This window comes from Enterobacter sp. ODB01, from assembly GCF_001623605.1.
Classification (GTDB): domain Bacteria; phylum Pseudomonadota; class Gammaproteobacteria; order Enterobacterales; family Enterobacteriaceae; genus Enterobacter; species Enterobacter kobei.
Genome location: NZ_CP015227.1, coordinates 2,278,333 through 2,304,446, shown reverse-complemented (window position 1 = coordinate 2,304,446; position 26,114 = coordinate 2,278,333). Strand labels below are relative to the sequence as shown.

Genomic DNA, 26,114 nt, shown 5'->3' with positions numbered 1-26,114 from the left:
ATGTCACCCTCAAAATTAGTCTGCACTTAACCTATCACAGGAAAACCTGCTCAGGAGTTGACCTGCATCAAGATAACTTTCATTCGAAAGTCATTTAATCTTCATATGCAACCTGAGGGCAAAAACATGATCTTCAATATTCAGCGTTACTCCACCCACGATGGCCCCGGTATTCGTACCGTGGTGTTCCTGAAAGGCTGCTCGCTGGGCTGTCGCTGGTGCCAGAACCCGGAAAGCCGTTCCCGTAGCCGGGACGTGCTGTTTGATGCGCGCCTGTGCCTTGACGGCTGCGACCTGTGTCAGCAGGCGGCGCCGGGCTGTATCGAACGCGCGCTGAATGGTCTCGTCATCCACCGTGAAAAATTGCGTGAAGAGACGCTCAACGCCCTCACCGACTGCTGCCCGACGCAGGCGCTGACCGTCTGCGGTAAAGAACAGCAGGTGGGCGAGATCATGGCGACCGTGCTGCGCGATAAGCCCTTTTACGACCGCAGCGGCGGCGGTATTACGCTTTCCGGCGGCGAGCCGTTTATGAACCCGGAGCTGGCGCACGCGCTGTTTAAAGCCAGCCACGATCAGGGGATCCACACCGCCGTTGAAACCTGTCTTCACGTGCCGTGGCACTATATCGAGCCTTCATTACCGTACGTCGATCTGTTTCTCGCCGACCTGAAACACGTCGATCCTGAGGTGTTCAAACAGTGGACGGACGGCTCGGCCAAACGGATCCTCGATAACCTGAAGCGCCTTGCCGCTGCCGGGAAAAAAATCACCATTCGCGTACCGCTGATTCAGGGCTTCAATGCCGATGAAGCGTCCGTGACCGCCATTACCAACTTCGCCGCCGATGAACTTGGCGTCGATGATATTCATTTTCTGCCGTATCACACGCTGGGCATGAACAAATACACCCTGCTTGGCCAACCCTACTCTGCCCCTGACAAACCGCTGGATAACCCTGCCCTGCTGGACTTCGCGCAGCAGTACGCCTGCCAGAAAGGGTTAACCGCGACCTTACGAGGATAAACCTATGACGACGTTAAATCTCAACACCCTCAGCGAGCGCATCAAGGCGCACAAAACCGCGCTGGTCCATATCGTTAAGCCGCCGGTCTGTACCGAGCGCGCGCAGCATTACACCGAAATGTACCAACAGCACATGGACAAGCCGATCCCGGTGCGTCGCGCCCTGGCGCTGGCGCATCATCTGGCTGAGCGTACCATCTGGATCAAACACGACGAGCTGATTATCGGTAACCAGGCAAGCGAAGTTCGCGCCGCACCTATCTTCCCGGAATACACCGTCTCCTGGATTGAAAAAGAGATCGACGATCTGGCGGACCGTCCGGGCGCGGGCTTTGCGGTGAGCGAAGAGAACAAGCGCGTCCTGCATGCGATCTGCCCGTGGTGGCGCGGCCAGACGGTGCAGGATCGCTGCTACGGCATGTTCACCGACGAGCAAAAAGGCCTGCTGGAAACCGGTATTATCAAAGCCGAAGGCAACATGACCTCCGGCGACGCGCACCTGGCGGTGAACTTCCCGCTGGTGCTGGAGAAAGGTCTCGACGGCCTGCGCGCTAAAGTCGCCGAGCGCCGCTCGCGTATCAACCTGACGGTGCTGGACGATCTGCACGGCGACCAGTTCCTGAAAGCGATCGATATCGTGCTGGACGCGGTGAGCCTGCACATCAAACGTTTTGCCGCTCTGGCACGCGAAATGGCGGCCACGGAAACCCGCGAAAGTCGCCGCGACGAGCTGCTGGCGATGGCGGAAAACTGCGACGTGATTGCCCACGAGCCGCCAAAAACCTTCTGGCAGGCGCTGCAGCTGTGCTATTTCATTCAGCTGATCCTGCAGATTGAGTCTAACGGTCACTCCGTGTCGTTCGCCCGTATGGACCAGTATCTCTATCCGTTCTACCGCCGCGACGTGGAGCTGGATCAGAGCCTGGACCGCGAACACGCCATTGAGCTGCTGCACAGCTGCTGGCTGAAGCTGCTGGAAGTGAACAAGATCCGCTCCGGCTCGCACTCTAAGGCCTCTGCCGGTAGCCCGCTGTACCAGAACGTCACCATCGGCGGCCAGAAGCTGGTCAACGGTGAGCCAATGGACGCGGTCAACCCGCTCTCCTACGCGATTCTGGAATCCTGCGGTCGCCTGCGCTCCACTCAGCCGAACCTGAGCGTGCGTTACCACGCAGGCATGAGCAACGACTTCCTTGACGCCTGCGTACAGGTGATCCGCTGCGGCTTCGGGATGCCGGCGTTCAACAACGATGAAATCGTTATCCCGGAATTTATCAAGCTCGGCGTTGAACGTGATGACGCCTATGACTACGCGGCCATCGGCTGCATCGAAACCGCCGTGGGCGGCAAGTGGGGCTATCGCTGCACCGGCATGAGCTTTATCAACTTTGCCCGCGTGATGCTCGCCGCGCTGGAAGGCGGCCGCGACGCCACCAGCGGTAAGGTATTCCTGCCGCAGGAGAAAGCGCTCTCTGCCGGTAACTTCGATAACTTCGAGGAGGTGATGGCGGCGTGGGATACGCAGATTCGCTACTACACCCGCAAATCCATCGAAATTGAGTACGTGGTGGACACCATGCTGGAAGAGAACGTGCACGATATTCTCTGCTCGGCGCTGGTGGACGACTGCATCGAACGCGCGAAAAGCATCAAGCAGGGCGGCGCGAAGTATGACTGGGTTTCCGGCCTGCAGGTGGGTATCGCCAACCTCGGCAACAGTCTGGCGGCGGTGAAGAAGCTGGTGTTTGAACAGGGCGTCATCGGTCAACAGCAGCTGGCGGCCGCGCTGGCGGATGATTTCGACGGGTTGACCCACGAGCAGCTGCGTCAGCGTCTGATCAACGGCGCGCCGAAGTACGGTAACGACGACGACAGCGTGGATATGCTGCTGACGCGTGCTTACCAGACCTACATTGAAGAGCTGAAGCACTACCACAACCCGCGCTACGGCCGTGGTCCGATTGGCGGTAACTACTACGCGGGCACCTCCTCCATCTCCGCAAACGTGCCGTTTGGTGCGGCAACGATGGCGACTCCGGACGGACGTAAGGCGCATACCCCACTGGCGGAAGGGGCCAGCCCGGCGTCCGGTACCGACCACCTCGGCCCGACGGCGGTCATCGGCTCCGTGGGTAAACTCCCTACCGAGGCGATTCTGGGCGGCGTGCTGCTGAACCAGAAACTGAACCCGTCGACGCTGGAAAACGACAGCGATCGCCAGAAGCTGATGGTGCTGCTGCGCACTTTCTTCGAGGTGCATAAAGGCTGGCATATTCAGTACAACATCGTCTCGCGCGAAACGCTGCTGGAAGCGAAGAAACACCCTGACCAGTACCGCGATTTAGTAGTACGCGTGGCGGGCTACTCGGCGTTCTTCACCGCCCTGTCGCCGGATGCGCAGGACGATATTATTGCGCGTACCGAGCATACGCTTTAAAAAAACGCCCGGTGGCGCTGCGCTTACCGGGCCTACATTGTCCCCCCCGTAGGCCGGGTAAGGCGAAGCCGCCACCCGGCTTTCTGACTTTCATTCGAAATTAAATTTGTGCTCCCCGTCACCTTGTTATTAGAATGTTTCAAAACGCAGTGACCCAGGAGCACAGTATGACCGTAAAAGTTATCGTCACCGATATGGACGGAACTTTCCTTGATGATGCCAAGCAGTACGATCGTGACCGCTTCCAGGCACAGTTTGAGCAGCTTAACGCCCGCGGCATTGAATTCGTTGTCGCCAGCGGCAATCAGTATTATCAGCTCATCTCCTTCTTCCCTGAGCTAAAAGATCGAATCTCCTTCGTGGCGGAAAACGGCGCGCTGGTGTTCGATCACGGGGAACACGTTTTCCACGGTGAACTGACTCGCCATGAGTCGCAGATCGTCATTGGCGAACTGCTGAAAGATAACGCGCTGAACTTCGTGGCCTGCGGACTGGAGAGCGCTTACGTCAGCGATAAAGCCCCGGACGAATTTGTGGCGCTGATGTCTAAGCACTACCATCGCTTAACGCGCGTCAGCGATTATCACGAGATTGACGATGTGCTGTTCAAGTTCTCACTGAACCTGCCCGACAGCGATATCCCGAACCTGATCGACGCGCTGCATGTTTCTCTCGACGGCATTATGAAACCAGTCACCAGCGGCTTTGGGTTTGTGGACTTGATCATTCCTGGCCTGCATAAAGCCAACGGCATCAGCCGCCTGCTGAAGCGCTGGGAGCTCTCCCCGCAGCAGTGCGTGGCCATTGGCGACAGCGGCAATGACGCGGAGATGCTGAAGCTGGTGAAATACTCATTTGCGATGAACAACGCGGCAGAAAGCATCAAACAGATCGCCCGCTACAGCACCGACGACAACAACCATCAGGGCGCGCTGAACGTCATTCAGGCCGTGCTCGATAACCATTCCCCGTTCGACGCCTAATCTCTCTCCCGCCGGAGCCCCGCTCCGGCCTCTCACTCTTTTTCCGACCTGTGGCTTGCGTCAAGTTTTTAAACTTGCATTAACTTATTTTTAACTTAAAGTATCACTTGTAGATATTCTTACTTTCGAATGAAAGATGCGAGGCAGTTATGACCTTTACCAGTGAAACTTTGCCAGCGGACCACAAAGCGGCAATTCGTCAGATGAAGCGCGAGCTACGCGCCCAGATCGGTGATGTTCAGGCGGTGTTCGACAAGCTCAGCGACAACATTGCCACCCGCGTGGCAGAGATCAACGCCCTCAAGAATAAAGGCCAACCCGTCTGGCCGACGATCCCGTTCGCGGATGTGAAAAACGGCACAATCACCGCTGAACAGCGCGAGGCGGTTAAGCGTCGGGGCTGCGCGGTGATCAAAGGTCATTTTCCGCGCGAACAGGCGCTGGCGTGGGATCAGTCGATGCTCGACTATCTCGATCTCAATAAGTTTGACGAGGTGTATAAAGGGCCGGGCGATAACTTCTTCGGCACCTTAACCGCCTCTCGTCCGGAGATTTACCCGATCTACTGGTCGCAGGCGCAAATGCAGGCGCGTCAGAGCGAAGAGATGGCGCAGGTGCAGTCGTTCCTGAACCGTTTATGGACATTCGAGAGCATCGGCAAGCAGTGGTTCGACCCGGATGTCAGCGTGATTTATCCGGATCGTATTCGCCGCCGCCCACCGGGCACCACCTCTAAAGGGCTGGGCGCGCACACCGATTCTGGCGCGCTGGAGCGCTGGCTGCTGCCTGCCTATCAGCAGGTGTTTGCCCGCGTGTTTGACGGCAATATTGATAAGTACGATCCGTGGAACGCCGCGCACCGCACCGAAGTGGAAGAGTACACCGTGGATAACACCACCAAGTGTTCGGTGTTCCGTACTTTCCAGGGCTGGACGGCGCTGTCGGACATGATCCCCGGCCAGGGACTGCTGCACGTGGTGCCCATCCCGGAAGCGATGGCGTACATTCTGCTGCGTCCGCTGCTGGAAGACGTGCCGGAAGACGAACTCTGCGGCGTCGCGCCGGGCCGCGTGCTGCCGATTTCGGAAAAATGGCACCCGCTGCTCATCGAAGCATTAACCAGCATACCGGCGCTGGACGCAGGGGATTCCGTGTGGTGGCACTGCGATGTGATCCACTCCGTCGCTCCGGTGGAAAATCAGCAGGGCTGGGGCAACGTGATGTACATCCCTGCCGCGCCGATGTGCGAGAAGAACCTCGACTACGCGAAAAAGGTGAAGGAAGCGCTGGAAACCGGTGCGTCACCGGGAGATTTCCCGCGTGAAGATTATGAAAAAAGCTGGCAGGACCGCTTTACCGTGAACGATCTCAACATCCACGGCAAGCGCGCGCTGGGTATGGTTTAACTGTCGTACAGCCCTTCCCGCTCAACGGCGGTGCGTCGTTTCCCCTGGCGTATCCGCCGTACCGATTCCCGCACGGTCAGCGTGCCGTTCAGCAGCAAGGTTCCCACCGGGGCGTCCGGGCGCATCAGCCGCTGCTGGAGCATATGCACCGCTTCCGTTCCCAGTTCATCACGCGGGACATGCACTGCCGTCAGGGGCACATCCTGAATCGCCGCCAGATTAAAGCCGTCGATGCTCATGACGGAAACGTCCTGCGGTACCCGCAATCCCTGTTTCTGCAAAGCGCTGATGGTGCCCGCCGCCATAAAGTCGCCGCCGACCAAAAACGCGGTGGGCAGATCTTTTCCCTTCTGCTGGTTAAGCCACTCGCTAACCAGCTGTTCCGTTTCGCGCGCGCTAAAGCTCGGCACCACCAGCAGATCGCGCTTGTCGCTGAACGTCAGGTTATGGGCGTGCCACGCGTCGCGGATCCCTGCCAGGCGCAGCTCCATGGTGTAACGGCGCAGGCACAGCACGTTCATCACGTCGCGGTGTCCCATTTCGAACAGGTATTCCGCCGCCCGCTCGCCAATGGCGCGATGGTCCGGCGCTACGGCAGGCAGACGCATGTGGCGGTCACGGCAGTTAATCAGCATGCAGGGTTTTCCCACGTCCACCGCCAGATCGTGGATATGCGGATCGTCAATACCGAGCAAAATGGCTGCCTGGGTGTCCGGCTCGTTCATGCGTGCCAGAAAAAGCTGCGCGTCGCTGTCGTTCTCCTCCAGCGCACAGTAGCGTAGCCGAACCTCGTGCGAAGCCAGCCCTTTGCTGACGCTCTGGATCACGCGGTAGTAAAAGATGTCGGACCGCTCGTCAAAGGCTCGCTGGGGAGCAAAAACCACCAGGCTGTTAAGCAGCAGACGCCCCGCCGCCATGCCATCCATCACCCCCAGCTCCCGTGCGCACGCCAGCACCTTTGCACGCGCTTTTTCGCTGGTGTTCGCTTTGCCCGCCAGCACGCGGGAAACGGTACTGATAGAGAGCTGTGTACGGGCCGCGATTTCGGTGATTTTTAGCCTTTTGTCCATTTTGTGATCTGGCTCCATTTGCGAAATGAAAAAATTTTCATAGCGTATCCGTCAGGTAATAACGGGCATAACGGCCATCATGCCAGAGGGTTTGCGCCCGTTATGAGAAACTTTGCACAAAATCCACTATTGCCCACTCATTTTCTCCCTTAAGGTGAACTTGTCACACAACTTCCATACTAGTTGTATAGCAGCTTAAGGATTCTAAACGGATAGAAATCAAAGGCATAACAATCTGTGTGACACCTGAACCTCCGTCCCCTTAGCGTCCGTCTTGTGGAGAGTAAAATGAGTCAGGACATCAATAACACCGTTGCGACAAGCAAAACCCGTCGCGTCATCAAGAACCTGCGCTGGTACGTGCTGGTGCTGTTTTTACTGGGCGTCACCGTTAACTACATCACCCGAAACTCATTGGGGATCCTCGCGCCGGAACTGAAAGAGAGCCTCGGGATCACCACCGAGCAATACTCCTGGATCGTCGGCGCATTCCAGATCGCCTACACCATTTTCCAGCCCCTGTGCGGCTGGCTGATTGACGTCATCGGCCTGAAGATTGGCTTTATGGTCTGCGCCGGGATCTGGGCGCTGATGTGTATCTTCCACGCGGGGGCCGGAAGCTGGCTGCACCTGGCTATCCTGCGCTTCTTTATGGGGGCCTCTGAGGCCGCCGCAACCCCGGCGAACGCCAAAACCATCGGTGAATGGTTCCCCAAATCGGAACGTCCTGTTGCCGCCGGTTGGGCGGGCGTGGGCTTCTCCATCGGTGCGATGCTGGCCCCGCCAATTATCTACTTTGCTCACGCGTCGTTTGGCTGGCAGGGTGCGTTTATGTTTACCGGCGTGCTGGCGCTGCTGTGGGTGATCCTCTGGTGGGCGTTCTACCACAACCCGGAGCAGCACCCGAACCTGAGCAAGGATGAGCTGGCATTTATCAAGCAGGATAACGAACCGCCTGCGGTCAAACTGCCGTTCCTGACCGCGCTGAAAACCGTCTCGAAAAACAAACGTTTCTACGGTATCGCCATCCCGGCCTTTATGGCGGAACCGGCCTGGGCGGTGTTGAGCTTCTGGGTGCCGCTGTATCTCGCCAAAGAACACGGCATGGACCTGAAGCAGATTGCGATGTTCGCCTGGCTGCCATTCCTCGCTGCTGACCTCGGCAGCGTGGCAAGTGGCTACCTGACGCGATTGTACACCCGCCTGTTCGGCTGCTCCCGCGTTAACTCCGTCGTCGCCAGCTCCGTCTCCGGCGCGTTTCTGATGATTTCTCTGGGCATTGTCGCCATTACCCGCGACCCGTATATCACCATCGTGCTGATCTCCATCGGCGGCTTTGGGCACCAGATTATCTCCTGCATGCTCAGCGCCCTGGTCGTGGAGTCGTTTGATAAGGGCCAGATGGCGACCGTCAACGGCATGCGCGGCTCGGCGGCGTGGATCGCCAGCTTCCTGTTCTCGCTGTTAATCGGTGTGACCGCCGACAAAATCGGCTTTAACCCGCTCTTTATTGCCATGGGCTTCTTTGACCTGATTGGCGCTGTCTTCCTGGTAGCATTTATTGCTGAACGTCGCGCCAAGCGCGCCTGATAGTGGATGTATTGCATATGAAAACCCTGAAAAACTGGACCGTTGATACTCAGTCGGCAAACCATCTGGAACTGCGGGTGGATAACCAGCACCGCCTGTGCCTGTATGTGCTGGAAGAGAACCTGTTCCGCGTGCTGATCAAACGCAAAGGTGAACTGGCGCTGGACCGCACCTGGAGCATCGCCCCGGCGCAAGACGTGCCGTGGGAAGGTCGCCGTCGTGACGATGTCAGTGGCTTTACCTGCCCGGCCTGGACGCTGACGCGGCAGGAAAATACCGTGACGGTGGCGACGGAGCAGCTTCGGGTGACCGTCCACCAGCCCCTGTGGCTGGAGTGGCACTACCGCAATGACGCGGGCGAGTGGCAGCCGCTGGTCAATGACCGTCCGACCAGTGCGTACCTGCTGAACGCCCACGGTGACGGCGTGGCGCACTATCTGAGCCGTCGCAAGGACGAACGTTTCTACGGGCTGGGCGAGAAAGCGGGCGATCTACAGCGCAACGGTAAACGCTACGAGATGCGCAACCTGGATGCGATGGGCTACAACGCCGCCAGCACCGACCCGCTGTACAAGCACATTCCATTCACCCTTACCCGTCGCGACGACGTGAGCTACGGCCTGTTCTACGATAACCTGAGCAGCTGCTGGCTGGATCTGGGCAACGAGATCGACAACTACCACACCGCCTATCGGCGCTGGCAGGCGGAAGCGGGCGATATCGATTACTACATCTTTACCGGCAAGCGCGTACTGGACGTCACCAAAGCCTTCGTGCGCCTGACCGGGAAAACGCTGTTCGGACCGAAATGGAGCCTGGGCTACAGCGGCTCGACCATGCACTATACCGACGCGCCGGACGCGCAAAACCAGCTGATGAACTTTATCCGCCTGTGTGAAGAACACGCGATTCCATGCGACTCGTTCCAGCTCTCCTCCGGCTATACCTCCATTAACGGCAAGCGCTACGTCTTTAACTGGAACCATGACAAAGTGCCGCAGCCGAAGGTGATGAGCCGGGCGTTCCACGATGCCGGGTTAAAGCTGGCCGCCAACATCAAGCCGTGTCTGCTGCAGGATCATCCCCGCTATAACGAAGTGGCGGAACGTGGCCTGTTCATTCGCGACTCAGAAACTGATGCACCTGAACGTTCCAGCTTCTGGGATGACGAAGGGTCGCATCTCGATTTCACCAACCCGCAGACGGTGCAGTGGTGGCAGAACGGTGTGACCACGCAGCTGCTGGAGATGGGGATCGACTCGACCTGGAACGATAACAACGAATACGAAGTATGGGACGGGGAAGCACGCTGTTTTGGCTTCGGCAAAGAGATTGCCATCAAACACATTCGCCCGGTGATGCCGCTGCTGATGATGCGCGCCTCGCTGGAAGCGCAGCAGCGTTTCGCGCCGGAAAAACGTCCGTATCTCATTTCCCGCTCCGGCTGCGCCGGGATGCAGCGCTACGTCCAGACCTGGAGCGGCGATAACCGCACTCACTGGGATACCCTGCGCTATAACATCCGCATGGGGCTGGGCATGAGCCTCTCCGGGCTGTTCAACGTCGGCCACGACGTCGGCGGTTTCTCCGGCGACAAGCCAGACGCCGAGCTGTTCGTGCGCTGGGTGCAAAACGGCGTGATGCATCCGCGCTTTACCATTCACTCGTGGAACGATGACCACACGGTCAACGAGCCGTGGATGTACCCGGGCGTCACCCCCGCTATTCGCGGTGCGATTGAGCTGCGCTACCGTCTGCTGCCCTATCTCTACACCCTGCTCTGGCAGGCGCACGCCGACGACGAACCGATGCTGCGCCCGACCTTCCTCGACCACGAGCACGACGCGCAGACCTTCGAAGAGTGCGATGACTTCCTGCTGGGCCGCGACCTCCTTGTCGCCAGCGTCGTCGAGGCCGGGCAGCGTAAACGCCACGTCTGGCTGCCGGATAACGAAACCGGCTGGTACGATTTCTACACTCACGAATGGTTCGCTGGCGGGCAAGCGATCGTCCTCGACGCGCCGCTGGAGAAACTGCCGCTGCTGGTGCGCGCCGGTGCCGGTCTGCCGCTCAGCGAGCGCATCCGTCACGTGAGCGCCGAAAAAGACGATACCCGCGAGCTGAAGCTGTTCCCGGTGAAAGGCGTCGGCACCACGTCCGGCCTGCTGTTTGAAGATGACGGCGAGTCCTGGGGCTACCAGAACGGCAATGCGCTGTGGGTGGCGTGGGAAATGGTGTGCGACGGGGCAACCGTCAACCTGAACATCAGTGCACGCGGTGATTATCGTCCGGCGTGGAACGCGCTGAAGGTGTCGTTACCGGCGGGGGAAAAACGTAAGCTGCTGGTGAATGGTGAAGAAAGGTGTGATTGGGTGGTGTAGTGCGGCCTGATGCCCTCTCCCACAGGGAGAGGGAATGGAACGTAGGCCGGGTAAGGCGAAGCCGCCACCCGGCTTTTTTTAACTCTCGATACCTTTGCTGCGCAGGTAATCTTCGTAGTTACCGGTGAAGTCCACCACGCGCTCTGGCGTAATTTCGATCACGCGGGTCGCCAGCGAGCTGACGAATTCACGGTCGTGAGAAACGAAGATCAGCGTGCCCTGATACATCTCCAGCGCCATGTTCAGCGATTCGATAGATTCCATATCCAGGTGGTTAGTCGGTTCGTCCATTACCAGGATATTGGGTTTTTCCATCATCAGCTTGCCGAACAGCATGCGACCCTTTTCACCACCGGACAGCACTTTCGCCGGCTTTTTGATGTCGTCCTGACTGAACAGCAGACGACCCAGAATGCTACGCACCGCCTGCTCGTCGTCGCCTTCCTGCTTCCACTGGCTCATCCAGTCAAAGACGGTCAGGTCGTTTTCGAACTCGTATTCATGGTCCTGCGCGTAGTAACCAATCTGCGCGTTTTCTGACCACTTCACGGTGCCGTTGTCCGGCTGCAGTTCACCAACCAGGGTTTTCAGCATGGTGGATTTACCCACGCCGTTGGCACCCAGAATGGCAATTTTCTCGCCCACTTCCAGCAGCAGGTTGAAGTTTTTAAACAGCGGACCTTCATCGAAGCCTTTGGTAAGGGCTTCCACTTCCAGCGCGTTACGGAACAGTTTCTTGTCCTGCTCGAAGCGGATGAACGGGTTCTGACGGCTGGAAGCTTTGACTTCTTCCAGCTTGATTTTGTCGATCTGACGGGCGCGGGACGTCGCCTGACGAGACTTAGAGGCGTTCGCGCTGAAGCGGCTGACGAAGGATTGCAGGTCCGCAATCTGCGCTTTCTTCTTGGCGTTGTCGGCCAGCAGGCGTTCACGCGCCTGGGTCGCAGCCGTCATGTATTCGTCGTAGTTGCCCGGGTACACGCGCAGCTCGCCGTAGTCCAGATCCGCCATGTGCGTACAGACCATGTTCAGGAAGTGACGGTCGTGCGAAATGATGATCATGGTGCTGTCGCGGTCGTTCAGCGTCTGCTCCAGCCAGCGGATGGTGTCGATGTCCAGGTTGTTCGTTGGTTCGTCGAGAAGCAGGATGTCCGGGTTAGAGAACAGCGCCTGCGCCAGCAGGACACGCAGCTTCCAGCCTGGCGCGACTTCACTCATCGGGCCGTAATGCTGTTCAACAGGAATGCCCACGCCCAGCAGCAGCTCGCCCGCACGCGCTTCAGCTGAATAGCCATCCATCTCGCCGTAATGCGTTTCCAGTTCGGCCACTTTGTAGCCGTCCTCTTCGCTCATTTCAGCCAGGGCGTAAATGCGATCGCGCTCCTGCTTCACTTCCCACAGCTCCGCGTGCCCCATGATCACGGTGTCCAGCACGGTGAACTCTTCGAAGGCGAACTGATCCTGACGCAGCTTACCGATGCGCTCGTTCGGATCGAGCGACACGTTGCCAAGCGTCGGCTCCAGGTCGCCGCCGAGGATCTTCATAAAGGTGGATTTTCCGCTACCGTTGGCACCAATCAGGCCGTAACGGTTGCCGCCGCCAAATTTGACGGAAATGTTTTCGAACAGCGGCTTACTGCCAAACTGCATAGTAATATTGTTGCAAAGAAGCAAAATTGATACTCTCTTGTAAGTTACTGAGGTACTTATGAAACAAAACGGAAAAGCATACTCTTACATAAGGTTCTCATCAAAGAAGCAAGAACAAGGTGACTCCGTAAGACGTCAAACTGAGCTTGCAGAACAGTACGCACACATGCATGGCTTGATTCTATCAGATAAGAACTTTCAAGACCTCGGAATCTCAGCATTCAAAGAGGGAAACAGGCCTTCACTGGGCGACATGCTCGAAGCAATCGAGAAAGGACAGATTGAACCCGGTTCAACCATCATCATCGAGTCGTTAGATCGTCTGAGCCGCAGAGGTATTGACGTAACTCAACAGATTATTAAGTCGATTCTGCAACACAACGTCTTTATCGCTTCACTGGTTGATGGTTTATTACTTAATCGTGAATCCGTCAATGACCTCGTGAGTGTCATTAGGATAGCTTTGGCTGCGGACCTTGCCCATAAAGAATCTGAAAAAAAATCGCAGCGCCTGCGTGAAACGAAAAGTCAGCAGCGACAACGAGCGCTAAGCGGTGAGGTTATCAATAAAATCCTGCCTTTCTGGTTAAAACGGAAAGAAGGTAAATTTGTTTTTAGTGACAAAGTTGATACGGTCAGGAGAATCATTGAGTTACGACGTGAAGGGTTTGGAACAAATAAAATCGCTAAAATGTTAAATGACGAAGGCCACAAACCATTACGTTCTGCTGGCTGGAATCATACAACAGTTGGAAAAACAATAAATTCGGTTGCACTTTACGGTGCATATCAAACATCAGAGACAACTAAAGATCGCAAAGTCATTCTGCTTGATATCATAGAGGATTATTATCCTGCTGTTATCAGTAAAGAAGAATTCACGCTCTTGCAGTCTGATCATAAACAAAACAAACCGGGATATAAATCTGAACATAATGCCTTCGCCGGGATATTAAAGCACGAATGCGGCGGCTCACTTGTCAGAAAATTTCACATCGCTTCCGGAAAAACATATCAATACCATGTTTGCGCTAATGCAAGAGATGGAAAATGTAACACAACCAAGAATTTCAAAAATATAGAAAAAGCACTTTACAGGATAATGAAAAAACTTAAACTTGAGAAAAACACCAATTTTGACAGGGCATTACCGTTAGAACAAGAAACAATAAAAAAGAGGATTCAGGAGCTAAATGATATGCTTCTTACTGCGGCCAAGATCCCGAAAAGTGTAATGGAAACGATAAATAACCTTGAAGATAAACTACAAGAAGTTGAAGAAAAAATAAAACAACAGGATCGTATGATTATCTCTGAGCGGGCGTTTGACTTGAAACTATTACAGGATATCAAAGAGCCTCAAGAACTGAATATGATGCTTAAACGAATCATCGAAAATATCATTGTCTATAACATAGGAAAAAAGTGGAGAATAAAGGTTCAGTACAAAAACAAACACGTTCAGAGTTTCCTTTGGGATGGCGAAAACATTACTTTCATTACCGATACTAAAGAAATATTAGATCTCGTTAACTCCTGGGGGTAAATGAGCGTCTATCCTTAGCTCTATCGCCATGCATCGCTCTGTATCTTGTCAGAGCGATTAAAGCAGACTTCAGACTTCGCTCAATATAAAAACCACGTAAAACTTGATACCGAGCGTTTTAGAGCAAGGGTTCAAATTACATCGTATTCATTATGTCTACGAACTGTGCGAGTTGCACCGCTTCTTATCGAAACACCTTTATGGTTGCCGGAAACCCCGCACAAAGTAGATGGTTATGTCTTTCAATCGCAGTATTCAAGACTAAGCGCAGCCCCGCCCCACATTAGCATCAAGCATATGAACCATACAAAAACCCTGTAAATACAATCGACTTAGTAACAATCCCCTCTCTTCCTCTCATGTCAATTGATCGTTTTTATAGATCAATCTTGCAATATTGATAGATATCATAGATCAATGTAAGATTATGATTCTTCGGTTGGTGTTTCTCGTAAACAAGACTCATGGAATGAATACTCTGTCCACAATGGAGTGAGAACGATAGAAGGCATCCAGAATGACTATCCTTATAAAAACCTTAAAAATCATGGCGTCAGGTGTTGTTTTCGTTTCAGGTATAACCACCGCCTCCAGTACCGTCTATTTCTTGCCAGAGGCAAAATCAGCAGGTGTCGCAAGCAGCGACAAAAACGCCCTGATGTTTCTCGGGATGGACAGGGATGTAAATCTGAAGGGGATATGCTTCGCGATGACAAAGCAATCCTCATCAATCATTCCGCTGGTAGATATCACTGCTACAACTGATAACGGCAGATTCACGATGCACGGGTTACGCCCTAATGTCAGTGATACTAAAGAAGTCGCTTGTTCCTTCGGGTCCGAAGCTGGTGATTTCTTGACTGGCATTTCGAAGTCAACAGCCGTTAACGTGAAGCTGGATTTCAATGGCGAGATCCGCAATTACAGTTTCGACACCACAGAGTTCGGAAAAATGTTGACTGCCAATGGGAAAGGCGTGTGGGAAAAAGCAGCTAAAGACTACGCTCAGGGAGTACGTGCACCCGTTTTCTATAGCAGCGGTAGCGAAGCTCCCAAAAACAATGCAGTAACCTCAAACGTCGATACACACAGTTATAAAGCAAGCGATGAGAAACTTAATTCGGTCTGGAAAAGCCTTAGCCCTGAAACCCGAAAACGATTGCTTCCTTCTCAAAGAGAATGGATAAAGCACAAATCCGGCTGCAATAATGAACAGAAATGTCTTACCGACATGACGAACAATCGCATTCGTGAACTGGAGTCTGAAAATGGAAAATAATGCACTGACTTTGGTTTTAAAAAACGATTGGGTAGCATCGTCTTCTGGTAATACCTATACCGGAAAATACACAGTTGGACGGTTTCACCTGACAGATGCGTTCATCGTTGTGTATATGAAGCTGATACATGGAATTGAAATACCCGATTTATGGGTCAGTAGCAGTTTCACTAACATACCAGATACCGATACCCGTAGGGTTATGTATATGGAAGGCTGCGATATGTTATCGAAAGAAACAATGAACGAAATTCGTAATACGGTGAAGTCCCCAACAGACAATATGAAAATACACCGCAATGGCAATCATGTTACCAAAATAGAATTCATGGAAGAACGAAATGAAATCACCCTATGAACGTTATATTAAAATAGCAGTCATAACCGTCGCAATAGCCTACGGCATCAATCTCCTTTACGGGCTGACGCCCCCCCCATATCAGCCTAAAACCCCCGAAGTGAAGGCCAAGGTAAATGCTGATACCGTAACTCAGCAACAACCTGAGCAACCATCCAAACCATCGATAATCGATATACTTCCGCGAATGTATACAACAGGGGAAGTTTATGCGCGGTTTGAACAACATGAATTCAGGGCAACAAATGACTTCAAAAAATGTCAGTTAATGGTAACAGGAAAAATAACTGGTATCGGTACTGTTACTTTCAGAAAAAATCCTGTAGTAACATTGGGTATTCCCGGTTCAGATGAAGGCCTGAAGTTCATATTTGAAGATACGAATTACAATAACGATAAAGTTGCTGCATTGAATATTGGGGATCTGATTATAATCGCCGGGAAGAATGCACGACCTGGAACCTTTGGTGGTATCTTTCTTGATGACTCGAAGATAATGACTGATATGATTTCAAAGAAGAAACGACAAATTTTGGTTGTCAATGGTGGCGTTTACGACCGGGAAATTTGCCAGAAGTAGCGTTGTCCTTGCCCTTGAAATGGAGGGGGAGAATCCCCTCCATCACCCCTTCAACAGGTATTGGCGCAAGCAGGAATCGAGTTTGAAGGGAGCTGCATTGCAAATTGTTTTGCGAAGCATCGCCAGTAAGATGGTACTCGAATTGTGCTTCATAACATTAAAGCAGGGCCTGCCCTGCAAAATGACCAATCCCCATAGACAAAAGCATAGCCATGGTACTCCAGAACGTAATTCTTATGATCGCCCTGACAGGAGAGGCTTTACTCAAAACCGAAGATATATAGCCAAGGACCGCCAGTGAAAAAAGGGTGGAAAGGATTATCAACAAAAAAGCCAGTTTCAGAGGGGAGAGCCATGCCACGATTAAGGGTAACACCGCACCAGCGGAAAAACTCAGGGCAGAAAAGACAGCTGCCTGTAGGGGCTGTGCAGAATTTATATCCGTCAACCCCAGTTCTTCACGGGCATGAGCATCCAGGGCATCTTTGACCATAAGTTGCTCCGCAACCTGCCGGGCAAGCTCTGGCTCCAGTCCACGTTGCATATAAAGTGAAGTCAGTTCCCGCACCTCTCCCTGATAATCAGTTTCCAGCTCCCTTTTTTCCTGGGCAAGTGCTGCGTTTTCGGTATCCGCCTGAGATGAGACGGAAACATATTCCCCTGTAGCCATTGACATAGCTCCGGCAACCAGTCCTGCAACACCTGCAAGTAAAACACCGGAAGGACTGCTATTTGCAGATGCAACCCCAAGAACAAGGCTCGCTGTCGAAACAATTCCGTCATTTGCCCCCAGTACAGCTGCCCTCAGCCATCCCACTTTTTCGATACTATGTCGTTCAAGATGCATATATTTTTTCCTTCAAATACGCATACTCATCGGAATTACGGATAAATAGAAAATGCATTGACGGATAAATGCGCGGTTATAGTCTGTTTTAGCCAACCATTACAGGGCATCTTATCCATCATAAACCTACAGCACTATTCGGTAACGGGATTTTTCCTTTGGCTACGAACGGTGAGGAAGATATGCAGCAACCCCATCGCACCATGTGCCCAGAAATAGGTTTCAATAAATACAGTCAGAAACTTATGCACATGCAGGACGGTTTCTGTCAGCACAGGTGACGTGCCAAGAGCAGTATTGAGAGCAAACCAGAATCCACCACATAATGCAACGCCCAATAGTGCAAGTACACCAAGCCCCTGAACCAGAGCAGCAATCCCACCAGCATGAGCTTCAGGAAGACGGAATGATATCAGCATTTTGATATCTTCAACCACACCTCGAAAATCAAGGACCACCCAGGCAAAATAGTAACGAAATCCTCGTTGTGTCAGCATCCATGCAAGCATGACAAACCCAAGGACAATCAGTGATAACCCAGTGATAACATGGAACCATGTTACGAACCCAGTGAGAGTATAGTCACTAAGCGCATCGCTTTCGGTAAGGTTTGAATTAATAATCTGCAATAAAATCAATACAGCTACGATGATATGCAGCACACGTAGAAATGGTGTGTTTTTGTGAGGAAGAGCATTACGTAAATTTTCGTTCATAATTTAGCCACTTTTTTAAGGTTGGTTGACCACTCAATATTATGCCTTTTTATTAATGATAACCTTAACTTCTCAAAACCAAGATGCACTCAGTAATATCCAAACCATGTTCAAAGGCCCAGTACTCGACAGGTAAATTCAGGTTCCTGAGTGGTTCTTATCGTCGCCAGATAGCCACGAAACAACGCAATGCTGTACAGAATGCTTATATCTGAACGCTTGAAATTCCAAAAGCGACGTGGATCGTACGGCACTTAATCCGACGACCGATGAAGAGTGCAGCCATGACAAAATCCATTCACCAAGCCACATTAGGTGACGTCGGAAATGATCTTCTTACGGCAAAGCACATGGCTTAGAATCCCTGTTCCAGCCTCGAAGAGGATACTGATGATTTATTTGCCGGAAAAAAGCATCTTAATGAGGGTCTCATACCGATGATGAAGACATTACGGGCATCAGTGTGTTAATCAACGGGGAGCAGGTCATCATGACCAACAAACAAAACACAGACTGACGCGTGACCACCAAATATAATTTGGCCCCCTGAATCCACCCCGCGCAACACCAATAGGTACTTAACTTATGTTGAGGCAACAAACTAAAATATGTAGCATTGATAATGCATGTTTGTTACCCCAACATTTTTATATGTATTTTGCAGATAAGATAACGTTGTGAAATTTCCTCACCAGTGCATAGCTATCTGCTTGATTACAGGCACGTGTATCATGTCAGTTCAGGGATATCTTTCCAGCATATCTACCTTCACCGAATAATTCCCGGTCTCAGTCAACACCTAGTTTATTGTGGTATTTTCTCATCAGACTGCCTAGTTTCTGTGCTGCAATTTTCCCGGCGTCAAGACCTTCCTTCTCAGCGGTACTTTCAACGGCAGTTACCTCATCAATTAGAAGTGACATGCCTGCAACATACGTTTCCCTGTCATACCCTTCTACAGGGCTGTTCAGGATGGACTCTGCTGTTGCTTTCAGTTCCCGCATATCTTTCCTGAAGGATGTAACGTCCTCCTCCTTAAGTGCTGCGCGGTAGCTTTTATTCATCATCTTCATGGCATGTTCAACACCGTCAGAACCAGCCATTACACAGGGGGATAAAAGAAGGGTGGCTCCTATCACAACAGTACGCATAATTTTTCTCATAATAGCCTCCATATTGTTTACTCTCGTTTTCACAGTCAGAAGGGGTAATATTGCGCAAAAAAATAATCCCTTCCCAATCTTCTCAAAAAACAGCAGCATTCATATTATTTTTCAGGATTATTTGCCCCCGCAACCAGGACTATTATCACCTTTAAAATAAGGGTCAACATGTGTCATAACATTTAAAACATGATGATTATCTAAAACTGATTTCCTGGCCAAAACAGCAATGTCATGTCCTACTTTCACTGATAAATCACCATCAATTTCCAGATGAACATCAACCACAACAAGGTCCCCCATTTTTCTGGTCTTGAGGTCATGGATGCCTTCGACCCCAGGCGTGGACAATAATGTTGTTTTTATACTATTTTCAGTTTCAATATCCACGGCCCTGTCCATCAAGTCATGAAGCGAATCTGACATAAATGAATATCCCATTCTGGTCACAATCAGTCCCACAACCAGTGCAGCTACCGGATCAAGCAATTTAAACCCTGATAAACTACCAATAATACCAATAGCCACCACCAAAGATGAGGCGGCATCAGAGCGGGCATGCCAGGCATTGGCAACCAGCATAGTGGATTTTACTCGGGTTGCTACTGCCAGCATATAGCGAAAAAGAAGCTCTTTGATAACCAGTGCGGCTAAGGCCACCCACAGAGCAACAATATGTACCTGAGGAATATCATCTGGTTGTTGCATTTTATTTGCTGCTGACCATAACATCCCGATGCCAACAATGAATAAAATTGTCCCCAGAATTAATGATGCACCATTTTCATAACGATGATGCCCGTAGTGATGGTCATCATCGGGATTTTTTTTACTTTTATGATTAGCAATAAGCACCACAAAGTCTGAAACTAAATCAGACAGAGAATGGATACCATCCGCAATAAGCCCCTGAGATCCGGAAAATACGCCAGTAATCACTTGCCCGGATGTCAGAAAACAATTAACAAGCACACTAACCCATGTGCTTTTACGGGCCGCGAGGAAACGCTCATGAGAACTAATATCAATATCATCCGTAAGTTTGTTTACCTGCACCTGAAACTCCTAATAACAGCATCTACAGTTAATACTAAGCAGCCAATACTACCCGGCCAAGTTCAGTTTTGGTATATGAAATTTTGAGGTACTGTGGTGAAAATATAAAAATGGTGAGATTTATTCCTGTAAAGACCGCGCCATGGTGGCGATAACATCTATTTATCATAACGCCTGAACATTAATTTATTCTGAACAGAAGAGAGAAGAAAAGTTGACAGTTATCACAACTATACACTTACGCCCAGTGTGGATGGGTTCAACAAACTAAAATTGCAAACCCGATTAACTGAGGAATTGAGCGCTCTCGAAGAGGAGTTGCTTTCGGGTAGCTGTCAACCATTGCAAAATGGTAAACAACATCCTTTGGGTCCCCAACTGTGTGGCCACTGTAGTGACTGTGGTGGGTGATAGAACTGGTCACATTGATGCCAGACTTTTTCGTGCCGCATGTATGGCACACTGAATTTGATTAAGACCTGCTGAAATGAAACCGGAGTGCTTCAGCTACAGAAACTGACCAAATCGTATACCCCAAGCAAGATCTGAATACCATCCGAACAATATCTCTTTTAGGTATACCTGATAAAGACCATGATACAAAGTATCAATAGGGTTAAATTTGACTCTATTGACAATAAAAACACGCACTGTATCATATGGGTATCAATTTGATATTTAAAAGAGAATGTATAATGAATGTCCGTATCTATTGCCGTGCATCTACCGAAGGCCAACATGCTGATCGTGCATTAGTTAGCCTGCGCGAATTTGCGCAAAGCAAAAACTGGCAAGTAGCCGGAGAATACATTGAGAATGCCAGCGGTGCGAAGCTGGAACGTATGGAACTGATGCGCCTACTTGCGGAAGCACAGCCTGGCGATTTGCTTCTAATTGAAGCGATTGACCGTCTCAGTCGTCTTCAACATGAAGAATGGGCTGAACTCAAAGCTACGTTGAACAGTAAAGGGCTGGTGATCGTATCAATGGACTTACCGACCAGTTGGCAGATGGTTGAAATGTCCGGTAACGACCTAACCAGTGGCATTCTTCGGGCAGTCAATGCAATGCTGATCGATATTCTTGCGACAATGGCACGACAAGATTATGAAACCCGACGTAAACGCCAAGCACAGGGTATCGCAAGAGCAAAACAGGCTGGTTTGTATACGGGGAAAGAAAAAGATATGGAAGCCCGTGAGACTGTTCGCGAAATGCTGGCGCAGAACGTTAAACCAGCCCACATCATGAAAGCGGCAGATATCAGCCGTGCCACGTTTTACCGAATCAAGAATGAGTTAGGAAAATAATTATATTTGTATTAGCTCGGAAGAGTGTTCTGACAGAATGCATTCGAATCTGACCGTCCGCACTGTTCGAGAAGCAGAAGTTTACAGCTCCAACCACTTAATTTTTAACTTCTTGTCCAGATTATCGTTGACACGCAAGTCTTTCAGAATAATATCAATAAAATTCATAAGGCATTGAGTATCCTGTTTTCGAGGAAGTTAGATAAAAGTACCAAGTGGAAAACGCTGTAAACCAGTTCAATCTGATAAGCTACGCTGCAAAAACGCTCATGCCTGATTTATATATATTCGTCATTGGTCGCGCTGGCCTTAAGGACGACTGGATTCAGGTCACGCTCTCAGGTCGATGCTGCGAAGTCCATTCCACTAAGACAGATGGTGCCGCAGAAAAAAGATAATAAATATCATTTCCTTCGAGGGCTGTAGTCTGAGCAATAGAAATCGGCATTTGGTGTGGTTTTATAGTAGCGGTCTACTCTTTGGTAAGCCGTTAGACGTAACTGAAACGGATATAGGTTTAAAACACCAGTCCGAATAATTCACCAAGTAACAGCCGGAAGCTTATCAGGACAGGTCTTCAATGCGTCGTGAACTAGCCGCCAGAATAGTGTGAACATAAATTGCACGCGAATCTTACTTACTGAAAAAGGATAATAATGTATCTGTCTAATTTAAGGATAGCCAACTTCCGAAATTTCGAGACGGTAGATATTCCCCTGGATGGTAACATTGTTTTGCTGGGTGAAAACAGAGTAGGTAAGAGCAACCTGCTGTTCGCTATCCGCCTTGTGATTGATCCAACATTACCTGATTCAGCCAGACAGCTAAAATTATCAGATTTCTGGGATGGTTGCGATTTATCCACTTCCCCTCAAATTGAAATACATCTTGAGTTCGCTGATTTCGACAGCGACGCTTCACTCTCAGCGCTGCTAACCGATTTTCGCATAGCAGAAAACCCAGCCTTGGCGAGACTCAGCTACGTCTTTCGAAAGAAGGAAGATATTGCAGGAGAACCCAAGTCAAGTGAGGATTGTGAATTTATCGTGTTTGGCGGTGGTCAGGAATCACGCACCATCCCCAGTCGCGTTCGTCGCCGGATAGCCATCGATATGCTAGATGCCTTACGAGACGCTGAAGCGCAACTCGCATCATGGCGTAACTCTCCGTTACGTCCTTTACTTGAAGATGCGTTCGGTTCGCTAAGTCGAGTAGATCTGGACAGGGTTGCCAGCGCCCTTGAATCAGCAACGGGTACAATGGAGGCATTCACTCCTATTAAGAATCTTGAGGAATCTCTGCGTGGTGGCATCCTTAATCTTGCCGGTACTGCTCACGATCTTAATGCGCGTCTTCGTTTTGCACCAACAGACCCGCTCAGATTGATGCGCTCACTATCAATGTTCATCGATGACGGAAAAAGAGGAATCACTGAAGCAAGCCTCGGCTCTGCTAATGTGGCATTAATATCTCTTAAACTGGCTGAGTTTGCCTGGCGCCGCGCCAAGAACGAACGAAATTTCTCACTTCTCTGTATTGAAGAACCTGAAGCACACCTGCACCCTCAACTTCAACGGGCTGTTTTTGATAAGCTCTTTAATAATGCCGATAAGGCGCAGTCACTGATTGTAACGAGCCATTCCCCAACTCTGGCAAGCATTGCTCCGCTTCGTTCAGTTGTACGCCTTTGTAGAGATGATTGTGGGCGTACTCACGCTTTTTCCCTAGCTAAACTTCCTGTAACAACTGATGAACTCGATGATATTGAGCGGTACCTCACTGCAACCAGAGCGGAATTACTTTTTGCCAAAGGAGTTATATTTGTGGAAGGTGATGCTGAAGAGGTTTTAATTCCGGGATTTGCAGAAGCCATGGGACTCAACCTTGACGAGCTTGGTATCACTGTATGTAGTGTTGCAGGAGTGAATTTTGAACCTTACGTTAAGCTTGCAGGCAGTTTGGGTATTCGCATAGCTGTTATAACTGATTGGGATCCACTTGACGGAAGCAAACAACCTTTGGGAAAAGCACGAGCCATTAGTATCTGGGATGCTTTCTGTGCTGTCCGTCCAGAAATGCACAAGCTTAGTGCTGAAGAGAAGGCTTGGTTTGTGGATAAAGGTTTTGAGGAGTGTAGCGACGTATGGAAAAAAGCCGGTATATTTCTTAGTCCGCAAACATTTGAAGTTTCTGTAGCAAATACCCCAATCCTGAAAGACGCGCTACTTAATATTCTCGATGCGCAAGGTTTTGGATCACTTAGATCCTCCAGAATTGCCTCCTGGAGAACCGGTCAGGATCCAGAGCCTGCGCAACTCCTCGCGATGATATCTGATATTGGAAAAGGTCGGCTGGCGGCGAAACTCAAGAAAAAAGCCTCCGGCTTAGCACCACCGGAATACATCGCAGCAGCGATTCAGTATGTGGTGTCCAATGTCTGACCGGCACGCACTGTCAATGGCGTTAAGTGAGCTCTCATCGAATAAAGAGCAGTATGGCGCTGCCACCGAGCAAGGACACTGCGTTGTCATTGCCGGCCCCGGTAGTGGTAAGACAAAAACGCTCACGACCGCCATGGCGCGAGCCTTGATGGATGATATTACTGATCCTCGAGGCGTTGCCTGCATTACTTTCAATAATGAGTGTGCAGCTGAACTTGAAGAACGTCTGGCTTGCTTTAGCATTGCCTGCAGCGAACGAAACTTTATTGGTACTGTGCACAGCTTTGCATTAAACCAAGTTTTAATACCCTATTCGCGCTGTATACCTGGTTTGCTACCTAATGACTTTCGAGTGGCGACACGAGACGAGTGCCGTGCCGCAGTTGAGGCTGCTTATCTGGCAAAATTTGGCGCAATCGGGGACCCTCATACCCGGTGGAAGTTTGCAGAAGAAAAGCGGCGTCGGGACGTTAACCGACTGTTACCATCGTGGCGGAGTAACAACCCGGAGCTTGCAGATTTCATCGAATTATATGAAGCACATCTTAGGCGTTCAGGTCTTATTGACTTTGATGATATGCCGCTAATCGCCTTCCGTATGCTCAGAGAGCATGACTGGATCTGTAATGGTATTCGGTCTCGCTATCCCGTCTTATTCGTAGACGAATATCAGGATCTGGGACATGCCCTTCATGAACTAGTGTTGCTGCTGTGCTTTGATGCCGGAATACGGCTTTTTGCGGTAGGTGATGCTGACCAATCCATTTATGGATTCAATGGTGCAAATCCGCGATTGTTGGATAGCCTCGTTTCACGTGCAGATGTGAAAACGTTCCGTCTTCGCTTCAACTATCGGTCCGGCGCTAAAATCATTAGGGCATCAATGGGAGCACTGGGAGAAGAGCGTAATTATCGTGGGCCAGATGGAACGGCAGAAGGAGAAATAGGATTTCACGGAGTAGAAGGTGATTATGAAAAACAGGCACGTTATATCGCTCAGGATTTAATCCCCTCCCTGACAGCACGGGGATTTAAACCTGAGCGCATCGGAGTACTTTACCGGGCAGCTTGGCTCGGAGATAAAGTTGCGGATGCGCTTAAAGCCGAGGGCATCGCACTCATGCGTACTGACACCAATGCATTAATAAAACGCAATTCACGCCTTGCCCGCTTCATCGAGGCCTGCAGCCAGTGGGTAACAGGGGGATGGAAAGAAGCGTCCCCTGCCTTTAATTTGCTGCTGGGTCAGGCACTTTCTTTAGTCTATGGCCGCCGTGCAAGCCGTACTGAAGAACAAGTGCTCACCGTACAACTCATCACATTTTTACGAAGCGGAATTGATCAGGCTGAAACTGCTCATCAATGGCTTTTGCGATTCGACAAAGAACTTATTTCCGGCTGGCAGATAATCACGGAGAATCCCCAGGTTGAGTGGAATGTTGTTAAAGAGCTACTGAAACGAACCGATCCTGCATTAAAGCAAGATATGGCTCTGATCGTATTTGCCGGAAAGGAAGAAAGTACCAGACGAATTACACTGAGCACTCTACATAGTGCAAAAGGCCGAGAATTTGATGTCGCCATTATGTTTGGCGTTAACAAGTATGATTTTCCGGGTAAACGCGACCTTGTTTCAGACAATGCATTACGCGAGGCACGGCGGTTGTTTTATGTCGGCGTTACACGACCACGCAAAGAGTTGCACATGGTTTATAGAAAAGGTGAACATTCCCCTTGGATTGCGGAACTCTATCATCGCAGCCAGCAGACTTAGCATCCGGTCTGACGAGTGGTTCAGTCGCTATAAGTCATAGCTTACGAATAATCGTGAGTACCGTATAGTGGATCGTCTGCTTCTGCAGTTCTTTATCGCCATGAAACTATCTTGTGACCCAGGAGCCAAATAAGGAAAGATTATTCACTCAGATAGCGATTTACCTGCACCCCATTGGCTAAAATTAATCGCCGTAACAGTAACAACGTCCGCTGCAGGCACGGAGAGGAATGTTAAATTTAGTCCGGCTCTTTACCAAAGCTGAGTCAGGCCAAATCTGAGCCAATATTTTTTTCGATTCTGACCGGGCAGGTTCATTGAACAGAGAGTTCTTAAGGATGTGGATACATAAAACATTCACTTCGTTAGTGTACATTGCTTCAAACGTTAAAGTGAGGTACTGAATTACGAGCGAAGCGAGTTCCGTCAAGCGAAGCGAAGACGGATAGTTAATGCTGGTTAAAAAACATACGGAAATGTACTGTTTTCTCTATATATAAA

The 26,114-nt window shown here is 50.8% G+C and carries 19 protein-coding genes and 1 pseudogene; 13 read left to right on the top strand and 7 right to left on the bottom strand.

The window, feature by feature from the left end:
• Window positions 1–126: 126 nt before the first annotated feature.
• The 4 genes from A4308_RS10975 (at window position 127) to A4308_RS10960 (ending at window position 5,852) form a co-directional block, all read left to right on the top strand.
• Complete coding sequence (locus A4308_RS10975; protein ID WP_045281116.1) at window positions 127–1,026, top strand: glycyl-radical enzyme activating protein; 900 nt, start codon at window positions 127–129, stop codon at window positions 1,024–1,026.
• A gap of 4 nt (window positions 1,027–1,030) precedes the next feature.
• Window positions 1,031–3,463, top strand: coding sequence for a formate C-acetyltransferase/glycerol dehydratase family glycyl radical enzyme (locus A4308_RS10970; protein ID WP_045281091.1), 2,433 nt, complete (start codon window positions 1,031–1,033; stop codon window positions 3,461–3,463).
• A gap of 167 nt (window positions 3,464–3,630) precedes the next feature.
• Window positions 3,631–4,446 carry a Cof-type HAD-IIB family hydrolase gene (locus A4308_RS10965; RefSeq protein ID WP_032637121.1) on the top strand — a complete coding sequence of 272 codons (816 nt, stop codon included), beginning with the start codon at window positions 3,631–3,633 and terminating at the stop codon, window positions 4,444–4,446.
• Window positions 4,447–4,595: 149 nt separating this feature from the next.
• On the top strand, window positions 4,596–5,852 hold the full coding sequence (locus A4308_RS10960) for a DUF1479 domain-containing protein (protein WP_045281092.1): 1,257 nt from the start codon (window positions 4,596–4,598) through the stop codon (window positions 5,850–5,852).
• Here the strand turns inward: A4308_RS10960 and A4308_RS10955 are convergent.
• On the bottom strand, window positions 5,849–6,922 hold the full coding sequence (locus tag A4308_RS10955; RefSeq protein ID WP_023332477.1) for a LacI family DNA-binding transcriptional regulator: 1,074 nt from the start codon (window positions 6,920–6,922) through the stop codon (window positions 5,849–5,851). The genes A4308_RS10960 and A4308_RS10955 overlap by 4 nt on opposite strands.
• A gap of 288 nt (window positions 6,923–7,210) precedes the next feature.
• Between A4308_RS10955 and A4308_RS10950 the strand changes: the two genes are divergently transcribed.
• Both A4308_RS10950 and A4308_RS10945 read left to right on the top strand, forming a co-directional pair.
• Window positions 7,211–8,512 carry an MFS transporter gene (locus A4308_RS10950; RefSeq protein WP_045281093.1) on the top strand — a complete coding sequence of 434 codons (1,302 nt, stop codon included), beginning with the start codon at window positions 7,211–7,213 and terminating at the stop codon, window positions 8,510–8,512.
• Between the two features lie 17 nt (window positions 8,513–8,529).
• The gene (locus A4308_RS10945) at window positions 8,530–10,893 is read left to right on the top strand and encodes a glycoside hydrolase family 31 protein (protein WP_045281094.1); all 2,364 of its coding nucleotides are present in this window, start codon (window positions 8,530–8,532) and stop codon (window positions 10,891–10,893) included.
• 78 nt (window positions 10,894–10,971) lie between these two features.
• Here the strand turns inward: A4308_RS10945 and A4308_RS10940 are convergent, their stop codons facing one another.
• A complete protein-coding gene (locus A4308_RS10940; protein ID WP_176602071.1) occupies window positions 10,972–12,543 on the bottom strand; it encodes an ABC-F family ATPase in 1,572 nt (523 codons plus the stop codon).
• Window positions 12,544–12,601: 58 nt separating this feature from the next.
• On the opposite strand from A4308_RS10940, the gene A4308_RS10935 reads away from it, so the two are divergent.
• The 4 genes from A4308_RS10935 to A4308_RS10915 all read left to right on the top strand — a co-directional run bounded on the left by A4308_RS10935 (window position 12,602) and on the right by A4308_RS10915 (window position 16,306).
• On the top strand, window positions 12,602–14,089 hold the full coding sequence (locus A4308_RS10935; RefSeq protein ID WP_029464060.1) for a recombinase family protein: 1,488 nt from the start codon (window positions 12,602–12,604) through the stop codon (window positions 14,087–14,089).
• Window positions 14,090–14,606: 517 nt separating this feature from the next.
• Window positions 14,607–15,368, top strand: coding sequence for a lysozyme inhibitor LprI family protein (locus A4308_RS10925; RefSeq protein ID WP_029464059.1), 762 nt, complete (start codon window positions 14,607–14,609; stop codon window positions 15,366–15,368).
• On the top strand, window positions 15,358–15,726 hold the full coding sequence (locus A4308_RS10920; protein WP_029464058.1) for a hypothetical protein: 369 nt from the start codon (window positions 15,358–15,360) through the stop codon (window positions 15,724–15,726). The genes A4308_RS10925 and A4308_RS10920 overlap by 11 nt, the downstream gene beginning before the upstream one ends.
• Window positions 15,710–16,306 (top strand): hypothetical protein, encoded by a 597-nt coding sequence (locus tag A4308_RS10915; protein ID WP_016537359.1) that lies wholly within the window; start codon window positions 15,710–15,712, stop codon window positions 16,304–16,306. Before A4308_RS10920 ends, A4308_RS10915 begins: the two co-directional genes overlap by 17 nt.
• Window positions 16,307–16,463: 157 nt before the next feature.
• On the opposite strand, the gene A4308_RS10910 is transcribed toward A4308_RS10915, so the two are convergent.
• The 5 genes and pseudogenes from A4308_RS10910 to A4308_RS10895 all read right to left on the bottom strand — a co-directional run bounded on the left by A4308_RS10910 (window position 16,464) and on the right by A4308_RS10895 (window position 20,088).
• Complete coding sequence (locus A4308_RS10910; protein WP_000549951.1) at window positions 16,464–17,153, bottom strand: VIT1/CCC1 transporter family protein; 690 nt, start codon at window positions 17,151–17,153, stop codon at window positions 16,464–16,466.
• Window positions 17,154–17,287: 134 nt separating this feature from the next.
• Entirely contained in the window at window positions 17,288–17,869 is a 582-nt protein-coding gene (locus tag A4308_RS10905) for a cytochrome b/b6 domain-containing protein (protein ID WP_001004932.1), read from the bottom strand.
• 94 nt (window positions 17,870–17,963) lie between these two features.
• A pseudogene (locus A4308_RS22755) lies at window positions 17,964–18,194 on the bottom strand (IS3 family transposase); the annotation flags it as partial.
• Window positions 18,195–18,657: 463 nt separating this feature from the next.
• Window positions 18,658–19,131 carry a cytochrome b562 gene (locus tag A4308_RS10900; protein ID WP_000923859.1) on the bottom strand — a complete coding sequence of 158 codons (474 nt, stop codon included), beginning with the start codon at window positions 19,129–19,131 and terminating at the stop codon, window positions 18,658–18,660.
• An 18-nt stretch (window positions 19,132–19,149) separates the two neighbouring features.
• The gene (locus tag A4308_RS10895; RefSeq protein ID WP_001198019.1) at window positions 19,150–20,088 is read right to left on the bottom strand and encodes a cation diffusion facilitator family transporter; all 939 of its coding nucleotides are present in this window, start codon (window positions 20,086–20,088) and stop codon (window positions 19,150–19,152) included.
• Window positions 20,089–20,783: 695 nt separating this feature from the next.
• Here A4308_RS10895 and A4308_RS10890 point away from each other — a divergent pair.
• From A4308_RS10890 to A4308_RS10880, 3 genes are all read left to right on the top strand, one after another.
• Window positions 20,784–21,398, top strand: coding sequence for a recombinase family protein (locus tag A4308_RS10890; RefSeq protein ID WP_029464057.1), 615 nt, complete (start codon window positions 20,784–20,786; stop codon window positions 21,396–21,398).
• Window positions 21,399–22,054: 656 nt separating this feature from the next.
• The gene (locus A4308_RS10885; RefSeq protein ID WP_045339457.1) at window positions 22,055–23,839 is read left to right on the top strand and encodes an ATP-dependent nuclease; all 1,785 of its coding nucleotides are present in this window, start codon (window positions 22,055–22,057) and stop codon (window positions 23,837–23,839) included.
• A 16-nt stretch (window positions 23,840–23,855) separates the two neighbouring features.
• Window positions 23,856–25,613 (top strand): ATP-dependent helicase, encoded by a 1,758-nt coding sequence (locus A4308_RS10880; RefSeq protein WP_231867136.1) that lies wholly within the window; start codon window positions 23,856–23,858, stop codon window positions 25,611–25,613.
• Window positions 25,614–26,114 lie beyond the last annotated feature (501 nt).